The 19,995-nt window shown below is 46.3% G+C and carries 17 protein-coding genes, 6 pseudogenes and 1 other annotated feature; of the genes and pseudogenes, 15 read left to right on the forward strand and 8 right to left on the reverse strand.

Annotated features, from left to right (window positions below):
• Window positions 1-25: 25 nt before the first annotated feature.
• The 3 pseudogenes from HBM92_RS04295 to HBM92_RS04305 form a co-directional block, all read left to right on the forward strand.
• Window positions 26-767: pseudogene (locus tag HBM92_RS04295) on the forward strand (ISL3 family transposase); the annotation flags it as partial.
• Window positions 768-1,293: 526 nt separating this feature from the next.
• Window positions 1,294-1,416, forward strand: a pseudogene (locus HBM92_RS04300) (hypothetical protein); the annotation flags it as partial.
• A gap of 90 nt (window positions 1,417-1,506) precedes the next feature.
• Window positions 1,507-2,719 (forward strand): annotated as a pseudogene (locus HBM92_RS04305) (IS3 family transposase).
• Window positions 1,788-1,904, forward strand: a sequence feature (AL1L pseudoknot). Its footprint overlaps the pseudogene before it by 117 nt.
• 563 nt (window positions 2,720-3,282) lie before the next feature.
• Here the strand turns inward: HBM92_RS04305 and papI are convergent.
• On the reverse strand, window positions 3,283-3,516 hold the full coding sequence (papI, locus tag HBM92_RS04310; RefSeq protein ID WP_000006206.1) for a major pilus subunit operon transcriptional regulator PapI: 234 nt from the start codon (window positions 3,514-3,516) through the stop codon (window positions 3,283-3,285).
• Between the two features lie 404 nt (window positions 3,517-3,920).
• Here papI and HBM92_RS04315 point away from each other — a divergent pair, with 404 nt between their 5' ends.
• The 11 genes from HBM92_RS04315 (at window position 3,921) to papX (ending at window position 13,200) form a co-directional block, all read left to right on the forward strand.
• On the forward strand, window positions 3,921-4,235 hold the full coding sequence (locus HBM92_RS04315) for an adhesin biosynthesis transcription regulatory family protein (RefSeq protein ID WP_000930062.1): 315 nt from the start codon (window positions 3,921-3,923) through the stop codon (window positions 4,233-4,235).
• 206 nt (window positions 4,236-4,441) lie between these two features.
• The gene (locus HBM92_RS04320) at window positions 4,442-5,008 is read left to right on the forward strand and encodes a fimbrial protein (protein WP_000597756.1); all 567 of its coding nucleotides are present in this window, start codon (window positions 4,442-4,444) and stop codon (window positions 5,006-5,008) included.
• A gap of 69 nt (window positions 5,009-5,077) precedes the next feature.
• Entirely contained in the window at window positions 5,078-5,665 is a 588-nt protein-coding gene (gene papH, locus HBM92_RS04325) for a P fimbrial minor subunit PapH (protein WP_001239363.1), read from the forward strand.
• A 58-nt stretch (window positions 5,666-5,723) separates the two neighbouring features.
• Complete coding sequence (gene papC, locus HBM92_RS04330) at window positions 5,724-8,234, forward strand: P fimbrial usher protein PapC (RefSeq protein WP_000654940.1); 2,511 nt, start codon at window positions 5,724-5,726, stop codon at window positions 8,232-8,234.
• Window positions 8,235-8,319: 85 nt separating this feature from the next.
• On the forward strand, window positions 8,320-9,039 hold the full coding sequence (locus tag HBM92_RS04335) for a molecular chaperone (RefSeq protein ID WP_001546263.1): 720 nt from the start codon (window positions 8,320-8,322) through the stop codon (window positions 9,037-9,039).
• Between the two features lie 36 nt (window positions 9,040-9,075).
• The gene (locus tag HBM92_RS04340) at window positions 9,076-9,657 is read left to right on the forward strand and encodes a pilus-assembly fibrillin subunit (RefSeq protein WP_000261303.1); all 582 of its coding nucleotides are present in this window, start codon (window positions 9,076-9,078) and stop codon (window positions 9,655-9,657) included.
• Between the two features lie 9 nt (window positions 9,658-9,666).
• Window positions 9,667-10,203, forward strand: coding sequence for a fimbrial protein (locus HBM92_RS04345; RefSeq protein WP_000597714.1), 537 nt, complete (start codon window positions 9,667-9,669; stop codon window positions 10,201-10,203).
• A gap of 26 nt (window positions 10,204-10,229) precedes the next feature.
• On the forward strand, window positions 10,230-10,757 hold the full coding sequence (locus HBM92_RS04350) for a fimbrial protein (protein WP_000723795.1): 528 nt from the start codon (window positions 10,230-10,232) through the stop codon (window positions 10,755-10,757).
• Window positions 10,758-10,831: 74 nt separating this feature from the next.
• A complete protein-coding gene (gene papF / locus HBM92_RS04355) occupies window positions 10,832-11,332 on the forward strand; it encodes a P fimbrial tip protein PapF (protein ID WP_000113350.1) in 501 nt (166 codons plus the stop codon).
• Window positions 11,333-11,375: 43 nt separating this feature from the next.
• The gene (gene papG-II / locus HBM92_RS04360; RefSeq protein ID WP_000758681.1) at window positions 11,376-12,386 is read left to right on the forward strand and encodes a P fimbria tip G-adhesin PapG-II; all 1,011 of its coding nucleotides are present in this window, start codon (window positions 11,376-11,378) and stop codon (window positions 12,384-12,386) included.
• Between the two features lie 262 nt (window positions 12,387-12,648).
• Entirely contained in the window at window positions 12,649-13,200 is a 552-nt protein-coding gene (gene papX / locus HBM92_RS04365; RefSeq protein WP_001298062.1) for an HTH-type transcriptional regulator PapX, read from the forward strand.
• A gap of 103 nt (window positions 13,201-13,303) precedes the next feature.
• Here papX and HBM92_RS04370 read toward each other — a convergent pair.
• The 5 genes and pseudogenes from HBM92_RS04370 to tnpA form a co-directional block, all read right to left on the reverse strand.
• Window positions 13,304-13,453 (reverse strand): annotated as a pseudogene (locus tag HBM92_RS04370) (transposase domain-containing protein); the annotation flags it as partial.
• Between the two features lie 96 nt (window positions 13,454-13,549).
• Window positions 13,550-13,693, reverse strand: a pseudogene (locus tag HBM92_RS04375) (transposase domain-containing protein); the annotation flags it as partial.
• Window positions 13,692-14,015, reverse strand: a pseudogene (locus tag HBM92_RS04380) (transposase domain-containing protein); the annotation flags it as partial. The pseudogenes HBM92_RS04375 and HBM92_RS04380, both read right to left, overlap by 2 nt.
• A 49-nt stretch (window positions 14,016-14,064) precedes the next feature.
• Window positions 14,065-14,412 carry an IS66 family insertion sequence element accessory protein TnpB gene (tnpB, locus tag HBM92_RS04385; RefSeq protein ID WP_000612591.1) on the reverse strand — a complete coding sequence of 116 codons (348 nt, stop codon included), beginning with the start codon at window positions 14,410-14,412 and terminating at the stop codon, window positions 14,065-14,067.
• Window positions 14,409-14,789, reverse strand: a complete 381-nt coding sequence (gene tnpA / locus HBM92_RS04390; RefSeq protein ID WP_001171554.1) for an IS66-like element accessory protein TnpA — start codon at window positions 14,787-14,789, stop codon at window positions 14,409-14,411. Before tnpA ends, tnpB begins: the two co-directional genes overlap by 4 nt.
• A gap of 102 nt (window positions 14,790-14,891) precedes the next feature.
• On the opposite strand from tnpA, the gene HBM92_RS04395 reads away from it, so the two are divergent.
• A protein-coding gene (locus tag HBM92_RS04395) for an IS3-like element IS600 family transposase (protein WP_085962335.1) occupies window positions 14,892-16,048 on the forward strand; the annotation gives its coding sequence in 2 pieces (ribosomal slippage) (window positions 14,892-15,141 and window positions 15,141-16,048; 1,158 coding nt in all).
• Window positions 16,049-16,359: 311 nt separating this feature from the next.
• Here the strand turns inward: HBM92_RS04395 and hlyD are convergent.
• A complete protein-coding gene (gene hlyD / locus HBM92_RS04400; protein ID WP_000860472.1) occupies window positions 16,360-17,796 on the reverse strand; it encodes an alpha-hemolysin T1SS ABC transporter subunit HlyD in 1,437 nt (478 codons plus the stop codon).
• An 18-nt stretch (window positions 17,797-17,814) separates the two neighbouring features.
• Complete coding sequence (locus HBM92_RS04405) at window positions 17,815-19,938, reverse strand: type I secretion system permease/ATPase (protein WP_000376545.1); 2,124 nt, start codon at window positions 19,936-19,938, stop codon at window positions 17,815-17,817.
• Between the last annotated feature and the right edge of the window lie 57 nt (window positions 19,939-19,995).

Below are 19,995 nucleotides of genomic sequence, written 5' to 3' on the forward strand. Positions count from 1 at the left end.
TCCGTCTTATATCACTGGTGCTGACAATGTGGATGAGGTCGCCTTTAAAAAAGGCCATCGTTATATAACGGTGATCTCCGATCGCGATGGTCGTGCGCTGGCCTTAACGGACGATTGTGGCACAGAGAGCCTCGCCGGCTATCTTCGCACGCTTACTGACGAGCAGTTGCTGGCTATCAAAACGCTCTCAATGGACATGAATGCAGGCTATATAAGAGCAGCGCGTATCCACTTACCCTGTGCGGTTGAGAAAATCGCCTTCGACCGCTTCCATGTAGCAAAGCAACTTGGCGAAGTGGTTGATAAAACCCGTTAGAATGAACATCCGCACCTCCCTGTTGAAAGTTGGCGTCAGGCAAAGGGGGCCCGCTTCCTGTGGCAGTACAGCGATAAATGGATGACCAAATCCAGGCAGGAAAAGCTGATATGGCTGCGTGCACAGATGAAGCTGACAAGCCAGTGCTGGGCGCTGAAAGAGCTGGCAAAGGATATCTGGAACAGGCCATGGAGTGAGGAAAGACGTAATGACTGGGAGAGATGGCTGGCTCTGGCGGCCAACAGTGACGTTCCTATGATGAAAAACGCCGCGAAAACGATAGGAAAAAGGCTTTACGGGATCCTGAATGCCATGTGTCTCAAACGGAAACGCGGAGGCGCTTAACAGTAAGATCAGGCTACTGAGGATAAAAGCCAGGGGATACCGAAATCGGGAGCGCTTTAAGCTGGGCGTGATGTTCCACTACGGGAAACTGAATATGGCGTTCTGAGCCTTCCCATCATGATCAGGGAAAACCCATGTATCATCAGGTTATTATGTGAGCTGGTAAATCAGATTTTGCATGGACTGAAATCATGCTGTTATTTAGGGATAAAGAACCGGCTTTTTGTCCCGCCCCCTCGCCATTAATGAGAAAAAGAATGGAATGCTCCCTCTGAGGAGAAGGGCAGTAGAAAAAAGAACCCGCCAGCAAAAATATTGGGGATGAACAGCTTTCGCTACTCAGATTGCTGGCGGGTATAGTTCCTCATGAAATAAAAATACTACGTAGTCTTTTTAATGCAAATGATAATCATTGTCAATTGTTTGTGCGTGTTTTCTTCATACATGATTGGTAGTAAAGGTGATTCAGGCTATCAGTTTTTGCTGATGATCTTTTTATCTATAGAAAACATCAGCCAAGCTGGTTGGTTCAGTAACGCTTTCATCTTTGAGCATTTTATAAAAAATTCTTGAATTGTTAAAATAGATTAAAGTCTGGTAACAGCAAAAGTTAAACGAGAAATCAAAAGGAGGTCCCAAATCTGAAAATGAAGCATCTGCGTGATGATGTTGCAGCGGGACGTCGTCGGCTGTATATCAGAGCAATCTGTCCATCCCTGCGTGAAGCCCCGTTACTTTATTCGTACCCCTTATAATGGGGTGTTAGCCAGCCAGACCCGGCATGATTACTGTGAACCGCCCCGGGAATCCTGGAGACTAAACTCCCTGAGAAAGAGGTAAACAGGATGACTAAAAATACACGTTTTTCCCCCGAAGTCCGTCAACGGGCAGTTCGTATGGTTCTGGAAAGTCAGGACGAATATGACTCACAAAGGGCGGCAATTTGTTCCATTGCTCCAAAGACTGGCTGTACGCCAGAGACTCTGCGTGTCTGGATTCGCCAGCATGAGCGGGATACCGGGGGCGGTGATGGTGGGCTCACCACCGCTGAACGTCAGCGTCTGAAAGAGCTGGAACGTGAAAATCGTGAACTGCGCCGCAGTAACGATATCCTTCGCCAGGCTTCCGCTTATTTTGCGAAGGCGGAGTTCGACCGCCTCTGGAAAAAATAATGCCACTGCTGGATAAGCTGCGTGAGCAGTACGGGGTCGGACCGGTATGCAGTGAACTGCATATTGCCCCGTCAACGTATTACCATTGTCAGCAGCAGAGACATCATCCTGATAAACGCAGTGCCCGTGCGCAGCGCGATGACTGGCTGAAGAAAGAGATACAGCGCGTATACGATGAAAATCATCAGGTGTACGGTGTGCGTAAAGTCTGGCGTCAGTTGTTACGGGAAGGAATCAGGGTGGCCAGATGTACAGTGGCGCGCCTCATGGCGGTTATGGGACTTGCCGGTGTTCTCCGGGGTAAAAAGGTCCGCACTACGTCAGCCGGAAAACCGTTGCTGCAGGTGACCGCGTAAACCGTCAGTTCGTGGCAGAACGTCCTGACCAGCTGTGGGTGGCTGATTTTAATTACGTCAGCACATGGCAGGGCTTCGTCTATGTGGCGTTCATCATTGATGTGTTTGCCGGATACATCGTGGGGTGGTGGGTCTCATCGTCTATGGAAACGACATTCATGCTGGATGCGCTGGAGCAGGCGTTGTGGGCCCGCCGTCCGTCCGGCACCATCCATCACAGCGATAAAGGCTCTCAGTATGTGTCACTGGCCTATATGGAGCGATTAAAAGAAGCAAAACTGCTGGCATCAACAGGGAGTACAGGCGACTCGTATGACAACGCGATGGCGGAGAGCATCAATGGTCTTTACAAAGCGGAGGTAATACACCGTAAGATCTGGAAAAACCGTGCAGAAGTGGAACTGGCCACACTCACGTGGGTGGACTGGTATAACAATCGACGATTGCTGGGAAGGCTGGGCCATACTCCTCCGGCAGAAGCAGAAAAAGCTTATTATGCTTCCATCGGAAACAATGATCTGGCAGCCTGAGTTCACAGATAAAACACTCTCCAGGAAACCCGGGGCGGTTCAGTAATATCTGATCGTAACGGACGGACGCTGGAATTAACCGATGACCGCAGCACAGAGAGTAGGGGATGCGGACAGTCAAAGATCGTGGAGTTGGATTTTATAAATCTGTCTCCAGTAGTAGATGAACTGAATACAAAGTTGCCAGAGAGTGGTCTGTCAGGCAGGGAATCAGAAACCGGATATTATTGACTGGTACATTGTGTCGGGCTGTGTACGTTCTCCCCGGACAGACAGTCTCAGTTCGTAGAATCTATAAATTACTGCTACTGATGCTGCCGGGGAAAGGTGTAACGAAAAAGCAGCCTCCGTTACCGGACAGCAAGAAGGCTGAATGAAGTTTATGGCGTTTGTATTTTGTAATGTCTGGCCATGCAGTAAATCCAGACAGGTTTTTATTATCATGTGAAGTATTCTGCCATAAAATACTAAATTTCTATTTTGTGATGAATGCTGCAAAATTGAATCTGTACTCTGATGTAACTTTTATCTGTTTCAGTGAAGCATGCCCACAGATTGAGTTATTAAGTTGTGGAAGAACAGCTCTGCCCCGCCTGCTTCTCTCCTTTCAGAAACCAGTATGTTGCCATGCCCCGTCTTAATGGTGAGCGCTGAACCATACCTGCTTTTTCCAGTAATAACAGGTAATAGCGGGCCTGGTAATCCGTTACCGCCAGCGCCTCTGCAATTTCTGCCGTTTTCCCTCCATCATGCCTGTTCAGAAATTCCAGTATTTCATTCTTCATATATTCACTCATCTCACTGTAACAAAGTTTCTTCGAATAATAAAAATCATGCTCTCTGTTATCAACGGAAAGGTATTTTTATTCTCTATGTTTGCTTTATTTGTTCAATTTAGTGAATTTGCTTTTTATTGGCTTTATTTGATGTGTATCACATTTTGCGTTTTATTTTTCTGTGAAAAGAAAGTCCGTAAAAATGCATTTAGACGATCTTTTATGCTGTAAATTCAATTCACCATAATGTTTTTATCTGAGCACATTCTTATTGTTAGTGTTTTGTTCTAGTTTGATTTTGTTTTGTGGGTTAAAAGATCGTTTAAATCAATATTTACAACATAAAAAACTAAATTTAACTTATTGCGTGAAGAGTATTTCCGGGCCGGAAGCATATATCCAGGGGCCCGACAGAAGGGGGAAACATGGCGCATCATGAAGTCATCAGTCGGTCAGGAAATGCGTTTTTGCTGAATATACGCGAGAGCGTACTGTTGCCCGGGTCTATGTCTGAAATGCATTTTTTTTTACTGATAGGTATTTCGTCTATTCACAGTGACAGGGTCATTCTGGCTATGAAGGACTATCTGGTAGGTGGGCACTCCCGTAAGGAGGTCTGCGAGAAATACCAGATGAATAATGGGTATTTCAGTACAACACTGGGGAGACTTATACGGCTGAATGCTCTTGCAGCAAGGCTTGCACCTTATTATACAGATGAGTCCTCGGCATTTGACTAAATTATGGCATTCCGGAGTTTCTGGAAGATAAAAAAAGAAGCCCTTATCAGAAAGCAGACAGGTTATATCAGTATTCTGTCGATAAATAACCTGCCCTGAAATACGAGAATATTATTTGTATTGATCTGGTTATTAAAGGTAATCGGGTCATTTTAAATTGCCAGATATCTCTGGTGTGTTCAGTAATGAAAAAGAGGTTGTTATTTATGATTAAGTCGGTTATTGCCGGTGCGGTAGCTATGGCAGTGGTGTCTTTTGGTGCATATGCTGCTCCAACTATTCCTCAGGGGCAGGGTAAAGTAACTTTTAACGGAACTGTAGTAGATGCACCATGTGGTATTGATGCTCAGTCTGCTGATCAATCTATTGATTTTGGACAAGTATCAAAATTATTTCTGGAGAATGATGGGGAAAGTCAACCCAAATCTTTTGATATTAAACTTATAAATTGTGATATTACAAACTTTAAAAAAGCTGCTGGCGGTGGTGGGGCGAAGACTGGCACAGTATCTCTGACTTTTTCGGGTGTCCCAAGTGGTCCGCAGAGTGACATGTTACAGACCGTCGGTGCAACAAATACAGCTATTGTTGTCACCGATCCACATGGAAAACGCGTAAAATTTGATGGTGCGACAGCAACAGGTGTTTCCTATTTAGTTGATGGTGATAACACAATTCATTTTACTGCTGCCGTCAGAAAAGATGGTAGTGGCAACCCTGTAACAGAAGGTGCTTTCTCAGCAGTTGCGAATTTCAACCTGACTTATCAGTAACAGTAATACGATAATCTGGTCCGGTAAACAGCGGAAATATTCCGCTGTTTATTTCTCAGGGTATTTATCATGAGACTGCGATTCTCTGTTCCACTTTTCTTTTTTTGCTGTGTGTTTGTTCATGGTGTTTTTGCCGGTCCGTTTCCTCCGCCCGGCATGTCCCTTCCTGAATACTGGGGAGAAGAACACGTATGGTGGGACGGCAGGGCTGCTTTTCATGGTGAGGTTGTCAGACCTGCCTGTACTCTGGCGATGGAAGACGCCTGGCAGATTATCGATATGGGGGAAACCCCGGTTCGGGATTTACAGAATGGTTTTTCCGGACCTGAAAGAAAATTCAGCCTCCGGCTCAGGAACTGTGAATTTAACAGTCAGGGTGGGAACCTTTTCTCTGATTCCCGGATAAGGGTGACTTTCGATGGCGTCCGGGGTGAAACGCCGGATAAGTTTAATTTATCCGGTCAGGCAAAAGGCATTAATCTGCAGATAGCTGATGCCAGGGGAAATATTGCCCGGGCAGGGAAAGTAATGCCTGCAATACCATTGACGGGTAATGAAGAAGCGCTGGATTACACCCTCAGAATTGTGCGAAACGGAAAAAAACTTGAAGCCGGAAATTATTTTGCCGTGCTGGGATTCCGGGTCGATTATGAGTGAGTCACTCCGGTGAGATGTCCGGTTATTTATCTTTTTTGTGAATCTGGTGATGCGTGGAATGAAAGACAGAATACCTTTTGCAGTCAACAATATTACCTGTGTGATATTGTTGTCTCTGTTTTGTAACGCAGCCAGTGCCGTTGAGTTTAATACAGATGTACTTGACGCGGCGGACAAGAAAAATATTGACTTCACCCGTTTTTCAGAAGCCGGTTATGTTCTGCCGGGGCAATATCTTCTGGATGTGATTGTTAACGGGCAAAGTATTTCTCCCGCATCGTTACAGATTTCATTTGTTGAACCTCAGTCGTCAGGAGATAAGGCAGAAAAAAAATTGCCACAGGCCTGCCTGACATCAGATATGGTCAGACTGATGGGGTTAACAGCAGAATCTCTGGATAAAGTTGTTTACTGGCATGATGGTCAGTGTGCGGATTTTCATGGGTTGCCGGGAGTGGATATTCGTCCTGATACCGGAGCGGGCGTATTACGCATCAATATGCCGCAGGCCTGGCTTGAGTATTCTGATGCCACCTGGCTGCCTCCCTCACGCTGGGACGACGGCATTCCCGGACTGATGCTGGATTATAACCTCAACGGGACGGTTTCCCGTAATTATCAGGGAGGAGACTCTCATCAGTTCAGTTATAACGGGACTGTGGGGGGGAATCTGGGGCCCTGGCGCCTGCGGGCTGACTATCAGGGAAGCCAGGAGCAGAGCCGCTACAACGGGGAAAAAACGACAAACAGAAATTTCACATGGAGTCGCTTTTATCTGTTCCGTGCCATTCCCCGGTGGCGGGCAAACCTGACGCTGGGCGAGAATAATATCAACTCAGATATATTCCGGTCATGGAGTTATACGGGAGCCAGCCTGGAAAGCGATGACCGGATGCTGCCGCCCAGACTGCGAGGCTATGCACCGCAGATTACCGGGATTGCGGAGACTAATGCCCGTGTTGTGGTGTCGCAGCAGGGACGGGTGCTGTACGACTCGATGGTCCCCGCAGGGCCATTCAGTATTCAGGACCTGGACAGTTCAGTTCGCGGACGTCTTGATGTTGAGGTTATTGAACAGAACGGACGGAAGAAAACCTTTCAGGTCGATACGGCCTCGGTTCCTTATCTGACGCGTCCGGGACAGGTCCGGTATAAACTTGTCTCCGGTCGTTCCCGCGGATACGGGCATGAGACCGAAGGGCCTGTATTTGCGACCGGAGAGGCGTCCTGGGGGCTCAGTAACCAGTGGTCGCTGTATGGCGGGGCTGTGCTTGCCGGTGATTATAATGCACTGGCAGCCGGTGCCGGCTGGGACCTGGGTGTGCCGGGGACCCTTTCCGCTGATATCACGCAGTCAGTAGCCCGTATTGAGGGAGAGAGAACGTTTCAGGGAAAATCCTGGCGTCTTAGCTACTCCAAACGGTTTGATAATGCGGATGCCGACATTACGTTCGCCGGGTATCGTTTCTCAGAGCGAAACTATATGACCATGGAGCAGTACCTGAACGCCCGCTACCGTAATGATTACAGCAGTCGGGAAAAAGAGATGTATACCGTTACGCTGAATAAAAACGTGGCGGACTGGAACACCTCTTTTAACCTGCAGTACAGCCGTCAGACATACTGGGACATACGGAAAACGGACTATTATACGGTGAGCGTCAACCGCTACTTTAATGTTTTCGGACTGCAGGGTGTGGCGGTTGGATTGTCAGCCTCAAGGTCTAAATATCTGGGGCGTGATAACGATTCTGCTTACCTGCGTATATCCGTGCCGCTGGGGACGGGGACTGCGAGCTACAGTGGCAGTATGAGTAATGACCGTTATGTGAATATGGCCGGCTACACTGACACGTTCAATGACGGTCTGGACAGCTACAGCCTGAACGCCGGCCTTAACAGTGGCGGTGGACTGACATCGCAACGTCAGATTAATGCCTATTACAGTCATCGTAGTCCGCTGGCAAATTTGTCCGCGAATATTGCATCCCTGCAGAAAGGATATACGTCTTTCGGCGTCAGTGCTTCCGGTGGGGCAACAATTACCGGAAAAGGTGCGGCGTTACATGCAGGGGGAATGTCCGGTGGAACACGTCTTCTTGTTGACACGGATGGTGTGGGAGGTGTACCGGTTGATGGCGGGCAGGTGGTGACAAATCGCTGGGGAACGGGCGTGGTGACTGACATCAGCAGTTATTACCGGAATACAACCTCTGTTGACCTGAAGCGCTTACCGGATGATGTGGAAGCAACCCGTTCTGTTGTGGAATCGGCGCTGACAGAAGGTGCCATTGGTTACCGGAAATTCAGCGTGCTTAAAGGGAAACGTCTGTTTGCAATACTGCGTCTTGCTGATGGCTCTCAGCCCCCGTTTGGTGCCAGTGTAACCAGTGAAAAAGGCCGGGAGCTGGGCATGGTGGCCGACGAAGGCCTTGCCTGGCTGAGTGGCGTGACGCCGGGGGAAACCCTGTCGGTAAACTGGGATGGAAAAATACAGTGTCAGGTAAATGTACCGGAGACAGCAATATCTGACCAGCAGTTATTGCTTCCCTGTACGCCTCAGAAATAAATGAAAGTCCGGAATATTAACGGCTGATGAATGCGGTTATGCCATTTTCCGGACCAGGTGAAATTACAGAATGTGGAAATTAAGTATGATTCGAAAAAAGATTCTGATGGCTGCCATCCCCCTGTTTGTTATATCCGGGGCAGACGCTGCTGTTTCGCTGGACAGAACCCGCGCGGTGTTTGACGGGAGTGAGAAGTCAATGACGCTTGATATCTCCAATGATAACAAACAACTGCCCTATCTTGCTCAGGCATGGATAGAAAATGAAAATCAGGAAAAAATTATTGCAGGGCCGGTTATTGCCACCCCTCCGGTTCAGCGCCTTGAGCCGGGTGCGAAAAGCATGGTCAGGCTGAGTACCACACCGGATATCAGTAAACTTCCTCAGGACAGGGAATCACTGTTTTATTTTAATCTCCGGGAAATACCGCCGAGGAGTGAAAAGGCCAATGTACTGCAGATAGCCTTACAGACCAAAATAAAGCTTTTTTATCGCCCGGCAGCAATTAAAACCAGACCAAATGAAGTATGGCAGGACCAGTTAATTCTGAACAAAGTCAGCGATGGGTATCGTATTGAAAACCCGACCCCCTATTATGTCACTGTTATTGGTCTGGGAGGAAGTGAAAAGCAGGCAGAGGAAGGTGAGTTTGAAACCGTGATGCTGTCTCCCCGTTCAGAGCAGACAGTAAAATCGGCAAATTATAATACCCCTTATCTGTCTTATATTAACGACTATGGTGGTCGCCCGGTACTGTCGTTTATCTGTAATGGCAGCCGTTGCTCTGTGAAAAAAGAGAAATAATGTACCGCAATAACGGTTAAATGCGGGTGGGATATTATGGTTGTGAATAAAACAACAGCAGTACTGTATCTTATTGCACTGTCGCTGAGTGGTTTCATCCATACTTTCCTGCGGGCTGAAGAGCGGGGTATATACGATGACGTCTTTACTGCAGATGAGTTGCATCATTACCGGATAAATGAACGGGGGGGACGCACCGGAAGCCTGGCAGTCAGTGGTGCACTGCTGTCCTCACCCTGCACGCTGGTGAGTAATGAGGTGCCGTTAAGCCTCCGGCCGGAAAATCACTCTGCGTCAGCCGGAGCACCTCTGATGCTGAGGCTGGCAGGATGTGGGGACGGTGGTGCACTTCAGCCCGGAAAACGGGGCGTTGCGATGACAGTCTCCGGCTCACTGGTAACCGGTCCCGGAACCGGAAGTGCTTTACTTCCTGACCGTAAGCTATCCGGCTGTGACCATCTTGTTATACATGATGGTGATACCTTTTTACTGTGCCGGCCTGACCGGCGGCAGGAGGAGATGCTGGCCGCCTGGAGGAAAAGGGCGACACAGGAGGGTGAGTATTCTGATGCCAGGAGCAATCCGGCCATGCTGCGTCTGAGCATAAAATATGAGTAAGGGAATGTGATGATAAAAAGCACAGGCGCTCTTTTACTGTTTGCCGCACTGTCTGCCGGACAGGCAATAGCCTCAGATGTGGCATTCAGGGGTAATCTGCTTGACAGACCCTGCCATGTGTCCGGTGACAGTCTGAATAAACATGTCGTCTTCAAAACCCGGGCGTCCAGGGATTTCTGGTATCCGCCCGGACGTTCGCCGACAGAGTCGTTTGTCATCAGGCTGGAAAACTGCCATGCAACAGCAGTTGGCAAAATTGTGACCCTGACCTTTAAGGGAACGGAAGAGGCGGCCCTCCCGGGCCATCTGAAGGTAACCGGAGTGAATTCCGGCCGGTTAGGCATTGCACTGCTGGACACCGATGGCAGCAGTCTGCTGAAACCCGGCGCTTCCCATAACAAAGGCCAGGGGGAAAAGGTTACCGGAAACAGTCTTGAGCTTCCTTTCGGCGCGTATGTTGTGGCAACGCCGGAAGCCCTGCGGACGAAGAGTGTGGTACCCGGTGATTATGAAGCAACAGCCACGTTTGAATTGACATATCGTTAGAAAAAATTTTGTACAGGATATTTCAGATGAAAAAGATAAGAGGTTTGTGTCTTCCGGTAATACTGGGGGCAGTGTTAATGTCTCAGCATGCACATGCAGCTGATAATCTGACCTTTAAAGGAAAACTGATTATTCCAGCCTGTACTGTAACAAAGGCAGAGGTTGACTGGGGAAATGTAGAGATTCAGACCCTGAGTCAAAATGGAAATCACGAAAAAGAGTTTACTGTGAATATGCAGTGTCCTTATAATCTGGGAACAATGAAGGTTACGATAACAGCCACGAATACTCAGAATAACAATTCTATACTGGTGCCTAATACATCAACTACGACAGGTAATGGATTGCTTATCTATCTTTACAACAGAAATCAAAATGGTTCTATTGGTTCACCTATAGTTTTTAATTCGCCATTTACCCCTGGCTATATTAAAGAGGTGGGGGCGACCAGAAATATTTCTCTCTATGCAAAACTTGGATATAAAGGAAATATGCAGAACTTGCAGGCAGGGGCATTCGCTGCAACAGCAACGCTGGTTGCATCATATTCGTAATGCTATCAGTTAAAATACGCCGATTTTATATCTCATAAAATAAAATATTTTCTGTACCGCTCTCCGGAGGGGGAATGGCTCGTTTATCATTATTTATATCGTTGCTTCTGACATCGGTCGCTGTACTGGCTGATGTGCAGATTAACATCAGGGGAAATGTTTATATCCCCCCATGCACCATTAATAACGGGCAGAATATTGTTGTTGATTTTGGGAATATTAATCCTGAGCACGTGGACAACTCACGTGGTGAAATCACAAAAACCATAAGCATATCCTGTACGTATAAGAGTGGCTCACCCTGGATAAAGGTCACAGGTAATGCAATGGCTGGGCAGACTAATGTACTGGCAACAAATATAGCCAATTTTGGTATAGCGTTGTATCAGGGAAAAGGAATGTCAACACCTCTTACATTAGGTAATGGTTCAGGAAATGGTTACAGAGTGACAGCAGGTCTGGACACAGCACGTTCAACGTTCACCTTTACTTCAGTGCCCTTTCGTAATGGCAGCAGGACACTGAATGGCGGGGATTTCCGGACCACGGCCAGTATGAGCATGATTTATAACTGAGTCATACCTAAATGAATAACTGTAATTACGGAAGTGATTTCTGATGAAAAAATGGTTCCCAGCTTTGTTATTTTCCTTGTGTGTGTCTGGTGAGTCCTCTGCATGGAATAATATTGTCTTTTACTCCCTTGGAGACGTTAACTCTTATCAGGGAGGGAATGTGGTGATTACTCAAAGGCCACAATTTATAACTTCGTGGCGCCCGGGCATTGCTACGGTAACCTGGAATCAGTGTAATGGTCCTGGGTTTGCTGATGGTTCCTGGGCTTACTACAGGGAGTATATTGCGTGGGTAGTATTCCCCAAAAAGGTTATGACCAAAAATGGATATCCCTTATTTATTGAGGTTCATAATAAAGGTAGCTGGAGTGAGGAGAATACTGGTGACAATGACAGCTATTTTTTTCTCAAGGGGTATAAGTGGGATGAGCGGGCCTTTGATACAGCTAATTTGTGTCAGAAACCAGGAGAAAAAACCCGTCTGACTGAGAAATTTGACGATATTATTTTTAAAGTCGCCCTACCTGCAGATCTTCCTTTAGGGGATTATTCTGTTACAATTCCATACACTTCCGGCATGCAGCGTCATTTCGCGAGTTACTTGGGGGCCCGTTTTAAAATCCCATACAATGTGGCCAAAACCCTCCCAAGAGAGAATGAAATGTTATTCTTATTTAAGAATATCGGCGGATGCCGTCCTTCTGCACAGTCTCTGGAAATAAAGCATGGTGATCTGTCTATTAATAGCGCTAATAATCATTATGCGGCTCAGACTCTTTCTGTGTCTTGCGATGTGCCTGCAAATATTCGTTTTATGCTGTTAAGAAATACAACTCCGACATACAGCCATGGTAAGAAATTTTCGGTTGGTCTGGGGCATGGCTGGGACTCCATTGTTTCGGTTAACGGGGTGGACACAGGAGAGACAACGATGAGATGGTACAAAGCAGGTACACAAAACCTGACCATCGGCAGTCGCCTCTATGGTGAATCTTCAAAGATACAACCAGGAGTACTATCTGGTTCAGCAACGCTGCTCATGATATTGCCATAAATGGTTTATCCGGAGCCGGATAGAGTGTTGTGGATATCTGGGATGCCCCGGGAAGTCACCTTTCAGACGGGCGGAGGGCTGGTGAATGATCCGCGATTACTGAGCAGTATGGATAATCCTTTTTCACAGACTTGTCAGCAGCCAGCATTTATGTTCTTTTATCTGAGGGAATTTATCTGTCTGCTGTGTAGGAATATCTCAGTTATACAGAAATCAGGCAGGAATAAATTGTAGTGGAAAGTCGATGTTTACCGGATGACTGATGCGCGCTTGTACACAGACAGTGTGTTTCAGTAATATGGAGAATAATGAAATGAATAACACAGACACATTAGAAAAAATAATCAGACACCAAAAAAACAAAGACCCCGCATATCCCTTTCGGGAGCATTTGTTGATGCAACTCTGTATTCGCACAAATAAAAGAATGCAGGATAATATATCTGAATTTCTGGGGGTGTATGGAATAAATCACTCAGTATATATGGTTCTCACCACATTATTCGCAGCGGAGAGTCATTGTCTGTCACCTTCAGAGATAAGCCAGAAACTTCAGTTTACCAGAACTAATATTACCCGCATTACAGATTTTTTAGAAAAAGCCGGATATGTAAAAAGGATGGATAGCAGGGAGGATCGCCGTGCTAAAAAAATCAGTCTGACATCTGAAGGTATGTTTTTTATTCAGAGGCTCACTCTTGCACAAAGCATGTATCTGAAAGAAATCTGGGGTTATCTGACCCATGATGAACAGGAACTGTTTGAAGTCATTAATAAAAAATTACTGGCGCATCTTGATGATGTCAGCTCATAAAGCGTGAAATGCCTGAGTATGCCGGATAGCTTCAGGCAAAAGAATAATGATTCTTGCAGATGTGTTGTAAGCGTACAGCGAGGGCCGTATTGACGGGGATGTGTTATTCAGCTGGCAGTGCTATGCGCCACGGAAGCAGTTCGCTGACCCGGTTGACCGGCCAGTCTGCTATGACGCCAGGCACATGGCGAAGGTAGCTTTCTGGATCCACGTCATTCAGTTTGCACGTCCCGATCAGGCTGTACAGTAGTGAGGTAGCCTGAGTTTAACGGACACTCCTTCCTGAAATAGAATGGCATCAGAAGGAGCTAAGTAAGCGTGCAGCAAGAACCGTATTGACGGGGATGTGTTATTCAGTCGGCAGTGCTACGCGCCAGGGGAGCAGTTCGCCGACCCGGTTTATCGGCCAGTCGGCTATGACGTCAAGGACATAGCGGAGGTAGCTTTCTGGCTCCACTCCGTTCAGTTTGCACGTCCCGATCAGGCTGTACACGGGGTAGTGATTCAGGGAACGGCTTACGGGTGCGGGTCTGACGCAACGGACGCTGTACTGCCGGGTCATACACCCTACCAGTCAGCGTATCGCTCTCTTTCTGAAGCCGGTTCAGATCGGCTTCCATTTGTGCGATACGGCGGGAGACTTTTTCGGAACGACTGCCGAAGTTCATCCGGCGGAGTTTATCCAGCTGCGCCTGCAGATGGTCTATTTCGCGCTCCCGGTTGCTCAGCTTTTCCTGCAGGGCGTGGATCAGCGCTTCCTGTTCGGCCAGGCGCTGTTTCAGCAGGAAGATGTCGTCAGAAGAGATGTCGTTCATAAGCCCGTATTTTACCGGGCTTATTCTGTGACAACCAGGATAAAGAGATTTACAGCATGGTCAGGGAGGTCAGCAGCCGCTTAGGCTGTCGCCAGTCGATACCTTCCAGCAGCATCGCCAGCTGCGCCTGTGTAAGGAACACTTTGCCATCACGGGCTGACGGCCAGGCGAAGCGCCCACGCTCCAGCCGTTTGGTCAGGAGGCACAGTCCGTCACCGGTGGACCACAGCAGTTTAACCTGACTGCCGCTGCGGCCCCGGAAAATGAAAACATGGCCGGACATGGGATCGTCTTTCAGCGCCGTCTGTACTTTCGCAGCCAGGCCGTTGAAGCCATTTCTCATATCGGTGATACCGGCAACCAGCCAAATTTTGGTCCCGGAAGGTAACGGGATCATCGCTTCAGTTCCTGTATCAGCAGAGTCAGGAGCTTTTCGCTGACATTGCCATTGAAGCGGAGCGTCCCGTGCCGGAACGTTACCTCACAGCTGATACTGAGGGTTTCCGGGTCCTCTGCGAGCGATTCTGGCTGTTCGGCAGCTGCATCGAGAGTCACAGGAAGTAGCTGGGGGCTCTCTGAAGAAGGTAATAGCAGCTTTCCCTCGCGCCATTGTTGTCGCCATTTGAACAACAGATTGGCGTTAATGCCATTTTCAAGAGCAAGTTTTGAGATGGATATCCCGGGTTCACAGGAGGCAGCAACGAGCTGCTGTTTAAATTCGGGAGGATAATTAGGGCAGCCTTTTCGCCTGCCGGGAGTCACATTTTTCTGCATATCTGACACTTTGGTTCCCACTACTTATTTGGTGGACACCACTTTGTCTAATTTGTCAGATTCTGACCAGACGGTTCAGGCTGTACGCTTACAGAGCTAATAATGAGCAGAAAAAACCAACGTTACTCTAAAGAGTTCAAAGCCGAAGCTGTCAGAACGGTTCTTGAAAATCAACTTTCGATCAGCGAAGGCGCTTCCCGATTATCTCTTCCTGAAGGCACTTTAGGACAATGGGTTACCGCCGCCAGAAAAGGGCTCGGTACTCCTGGTTCCCGCACGGTGGCTGAACTGGAATCTGAAATTCTGCAACTGCGTAAGGCGTTAAATGAAGCTCGCCTTGAGCGAGATATATTAAAAAAAGCAACAGCGTATTTTGCACAGGAGTCGCTGAAAAATACGCGTTAATCGAACAATGGCGACAACAATTTCCCATTGAAGCGATGTGTCAGGTATTTGGTGTATCCAGGAGCGGTTATTACAACTGGGTACAGCATGAACCCTCAGACAGAAAACAAAGTGATGAGCGGCTAAAACTGGAGATTAAGGTGGCACATATCCGCACTCGCGAAACATATGGAACCCGGCGGCTCCAGACGGAGCTGGCAGAGAATGGCATCATCGTTGGTCGTGACCGACTGGCACGTCTTCGTAAGGAGCTAAGGCTACGCTGTAAGCAGAAACGCAAGTTCAGAGCGACTACGAACTCGAACCACAATCTGCCAGTTGCGCCAAATCTGCTGAACCAGACGTTCGCTCCTACAGCACCAAATCAGGTCTGGGTGGCGGACCTGACGTATGTTGCCACACAGGAGGGATGGTTGTACCTCGCTGGCATCAAAGATGTTTATACGTGCGAAATTGTCGGCTACGCCATGGGAGAGCGCATGACAAAAGAGCTGACAGGTAAAGCCCTGTTTATGGCGCTCAGGAGCCAGCGCCCACCTGCCGGGCTAATCCACCACTCTGATCGAGGTTCACAGTACTGCGCATACGATTACCGGGTCATACAGGAGCAGTTTGGTCTGAAAACATCAATGTCGCGTAAAGGTAACTGTTACGACAACGCTCCGATGGAAAGCTTCTGGGGAACGCTGAAAAATGAGAGCCTGAGCCACTATCGTTTTAATAACCGGGATGAAGCCATCTCAGTAATACGGGAATACATTGAGATTTTCTACAATCGTCAGCGTCGTCACTCTCGTCTGGGGAATATCTCCCCGGCAACCTTCAGGGAAAAATATCATCAGATGGCTGCTTAAAAAAAGAACAAATGGTAGTATCCGCTATTGCCAGTACACCTCACTCCCCTGACTCCACCTCACAGCGGATTGTGTATTTTTAAACAATCACAGTCTTCTCATATACTTTCCATTCTGAAGCTTACCTCTTCCTCTGTGATAAGCTTCCGTCGCGGGATGTGTTATACGCCCTGTAAGACAGTTATAAAGGACATCAATGCCATAGTTAATGACTACCGAATTCCAGTGGATAGTCAGTACTGGTTTGCCACAAAACAGTGCAGTCACACATGACAGGAGAAGATATGAGCCGGATACCGCGGCTCTGAGACTTAACGCTCATGTAAACTTTCTGTTACAGACTCTTCCAGAGGACTAAGAAGATAGCTGATTACGCTTCGCATTCCAGTCTTTATTTCTGCAGTGACAGCCATACCCGAGCTTAATGGAATGTGCTTATTCCCGGTTGACAAATCATTCTCTTCAACAGAAACAATGACATTAAAAACGAGTCCCAGTTTCTGGTCTTCTATTGCATCTAAATTTATATTTTTCACCTTACCCACCAGATAACCATATCGGGTGTAAGGAAAGGCCTCCACTTTAATGATGGCATTCTGCCCGACGTTAATAAAACCAATATCTTTATTTTGTACCAGAGCAGTAACCTCCAGCGTGTCATCTTCCGGAACGATGACCATCAGTGTTTCCGCTGTTGTAACAACCCCACCTTCAGTATGAACCTTCAGTTGCTGAACTTTTCCCGAAACAGGGGCCCTGATTACTGAAGCCTGTTGACGCTCTTCATTTTTCTCTAACTCCAGAGTTAATAACTCAATGTTGTCTGTTGTTTGTCTTAGCTTGTCTAAAATTTCATTTTTAAAAAGCTGCGTGACAAGCTGATATTCTTCTTTTGCAGACAATATCTCACTCTCAATTTGCTCCAGTTGCGATTTATAAACCCGTAATTCATTTGCTGCCTCGACATATTTATTCTCCTGCTCAAGTACAGCATGTTTTGCAATTGCCTGTTTATGCAATAAACTCCTGAAATCATCCAGACGGCTTTTTTCAACTCTCGATAAATTTTCATAACGGTTTATACGGGCAAGTATTGTTAATCGCTCTGCTCTTTTCTTATCCAGATTCAGTTCTTTTTGATACTTCTGATTTTGCCATGTGGAAAACTGTTCTTTTATCAAAGAAGTTAAACGCAGTACTTCCTCTTCAGATACATTCTGAAAATAAGGCTCATCAGGAAGCTTCAGTTCAGGTAGTTTATTTAATTCAATTGACCTGCTCAGAATTTGATACCGAGTTTGTTCCAGCCTGGTCTGTAACAGTGATGACTGTGTTTTTAACGTATCAGCTTCAGCTCCCAGTGCTGTAAGCTTTAATAACACATCCCCTTTCCGGACTGACTCTCCTTCTTTTACGATAATTTCTTTAACTATTGAGTTTTCAATAGGTTTAATTTCTTTGCTGCGCCCACTTAGTGTTAATTTCCCATTTGCAGTGGCAACAATTTCCACCTGACCTAAAACAGATAAAATGACAGCAATAACCAGAAACCCCATAATAAAATAAGCAACCAGACGCGGCCGTCTGGATACCGGCGTTTCAATTAATTCCAGATGAGCGGGTAAGAATTCATTTTCGTCCTTTTCACGTACCGGAGTATCTAATTGCTTCCGGATTTTCCATGTTTCACTCCAGACAAGTTTATAGCGCAACAGGAACTCGCTGAACCCCATTAACCATGTTTTCATATTCTTCTGTTCTTTCTGTTAGTCTGACTGTAACTGATATAAGTAACTGTATAAACTTTCCGGTTCAGAAAGCAGTTCCTTATGTTTACCCTGTTCAACAATTTTCCCTTTTTCCATGACAATAATGCGGTCTGCATTTTTTACTGTAGACAGACGATGAGCAATGATTATAACCGTTCTGCCCTTACATATTTTGTGCATATTGCGCATGATGATATGCTCCGACTCATAATCCAGAGCACTGGTTGCTTCATCAAAAATAAGTATTTTAGGGTTGTTCACCAGCGCCCTTGCAATTGCGATGCGTTGACGTTGACCTCCGGATAATCCTGCCCCCTGTTCCCCGACAATGGTGTTATACCCCTCACGCAATTCAGAAATAAAATCATGAGCGCCTGCTAATTTCGCTGCATAAATAACTTTTTCGACGGACATACCAGGATTAGCCAGTGAGATATTATCAATAATACTGCGATTAAGCAGCACATTGTCCTGCAACACAACCCCCACCTGACGACGTAACCAGTTAGGATCGGCCAACGCAAGATCATGTCCATCAATTAAGACCTGGCCATTTTCAGGAATATAAAAACGTTGAATTAATTTAGTTAATGTGCTTTTTCCTGAACCAGAACGTCCGACAATACCAATAACCTCCCCCTGCTTAATACTGAGATTGATATTATCTAAAATAACCGGAGAGTCAGGCTTATAGCGAAACCGGATATTACGAAAAGTGATATTACCATTAATTTCCGGTAATGCCAGTTTCCCATGATAACTTTCAGTTGGAGAGTTAAGCACATCACCAAGGCGGGTAACTGATATACCAACCTGCTGGAAATCCTGCCAGATTTGTGCAAGGCGAATAACCGGTGCAACAATCTGACCAGCAAGCATATTAAAAGCAATTAACTGACCAATACTTAAATCCCCGGAAATAACCAGGTGTGCTCCCAACCACAGGTTGATGATCATAACAGTCTTTTGTATTAACTGTATTCCTTGTTGACCAATGGTGGCTAATACTGTCACTTTAAAGCCTGCAGCAACATATCCTGCCAATTGTTTGTCCCATATGTTCGTCATCTGAGGTGAGACTGCCATAGCTTTTATAGTGTTAATCGCCGTGACTGATTCCACCAGGAAAGATTGATTATCCGCATTCCGTGAAAACTTATCATCAAGGCGACGTCGCAAAATGGGGCTAATAAAAACAGACCATGCAGCATAACAGGGCAGCGAAAATAAGATCACCAGAGTAAGCTTTGGGCTGTAATACCACATTACCGCAAAAAATATGAATGAAAATAATAAGTCCAGAACAGATGTTAATGCCTGTCCTGTCAGAAAATTACGGATCTGGTCTAATTCTCTTACCCTGGCAACAGTATCACCAACACGACGACTCTCAAAATAAGAGATCGGTAGCGCCAGTAAATGCCGGAAGAGTTTGGCACCCAACTCAACATCAATCCGACTTGTACTATGTGCAAAAATGTAAGTTCTTAAACCGCTGAGTATAATCTCAAACACCACCACAACAGATAATGCGACAGTAATAACATTAAGGGTTGAAAACCCCCTGTGTACTAATACTTTGTCCATAACCACCTGAAAAAAAAGGGGGGTTATTAATGCAAATAATTGTAAAAAAACAGATACAACAAGGGTTTCAATAAATATTTTTCTGTATTTTATAATGGCAGGGATAAACCAGGTAAAGTCAAATTTTGCCAGTTTCCCGGTAACAGAAGAACGGGAAGCAATAAGAATAATATGCCCCTGATATAACGCCTCAAACTCAGACTGTTCGAGAACACGGGGATTTCGTTGCTCCAGATCAAAAATAAGATATCTGTTTGCTTCTTTACTGACTTTAGTCAGAATAAAATGACGTCCATCCTCTCTCCAGACTAATGCGGGCAAAGAAATAAAGTTTAATCGGTCAATTGTTTTTTTTACCTGTTTTACCTTTAGTTCTAAAGATTTCGCAGCAAGCAACCATGACGTTAATCCCAGACCAGTCCCGTCTGTGTCAAATCTATGTTTAATTTCTTCCGGGTTAACAGAGACGTTATGGTATTGGGCTAAAATCTCCAGGGCGTATAACCCATAATCAATTTTATGACAAGAATCCATTATGACTCCAAAAAAATAGCAATCTTATGTGGCACAGCCCAGTAAGATTGCTATTAT

The sequence above is a fragment of the Escherichia sp. E.sYA108 genome (assembly GCF_011754335.1).
Taxonomy (GTDB): Bacteria; Pseudomonadota; Gammaproteobacteria; order Enterobacterales; family Enterobacteriaceae; genus Escherichia; species Escherichia coli.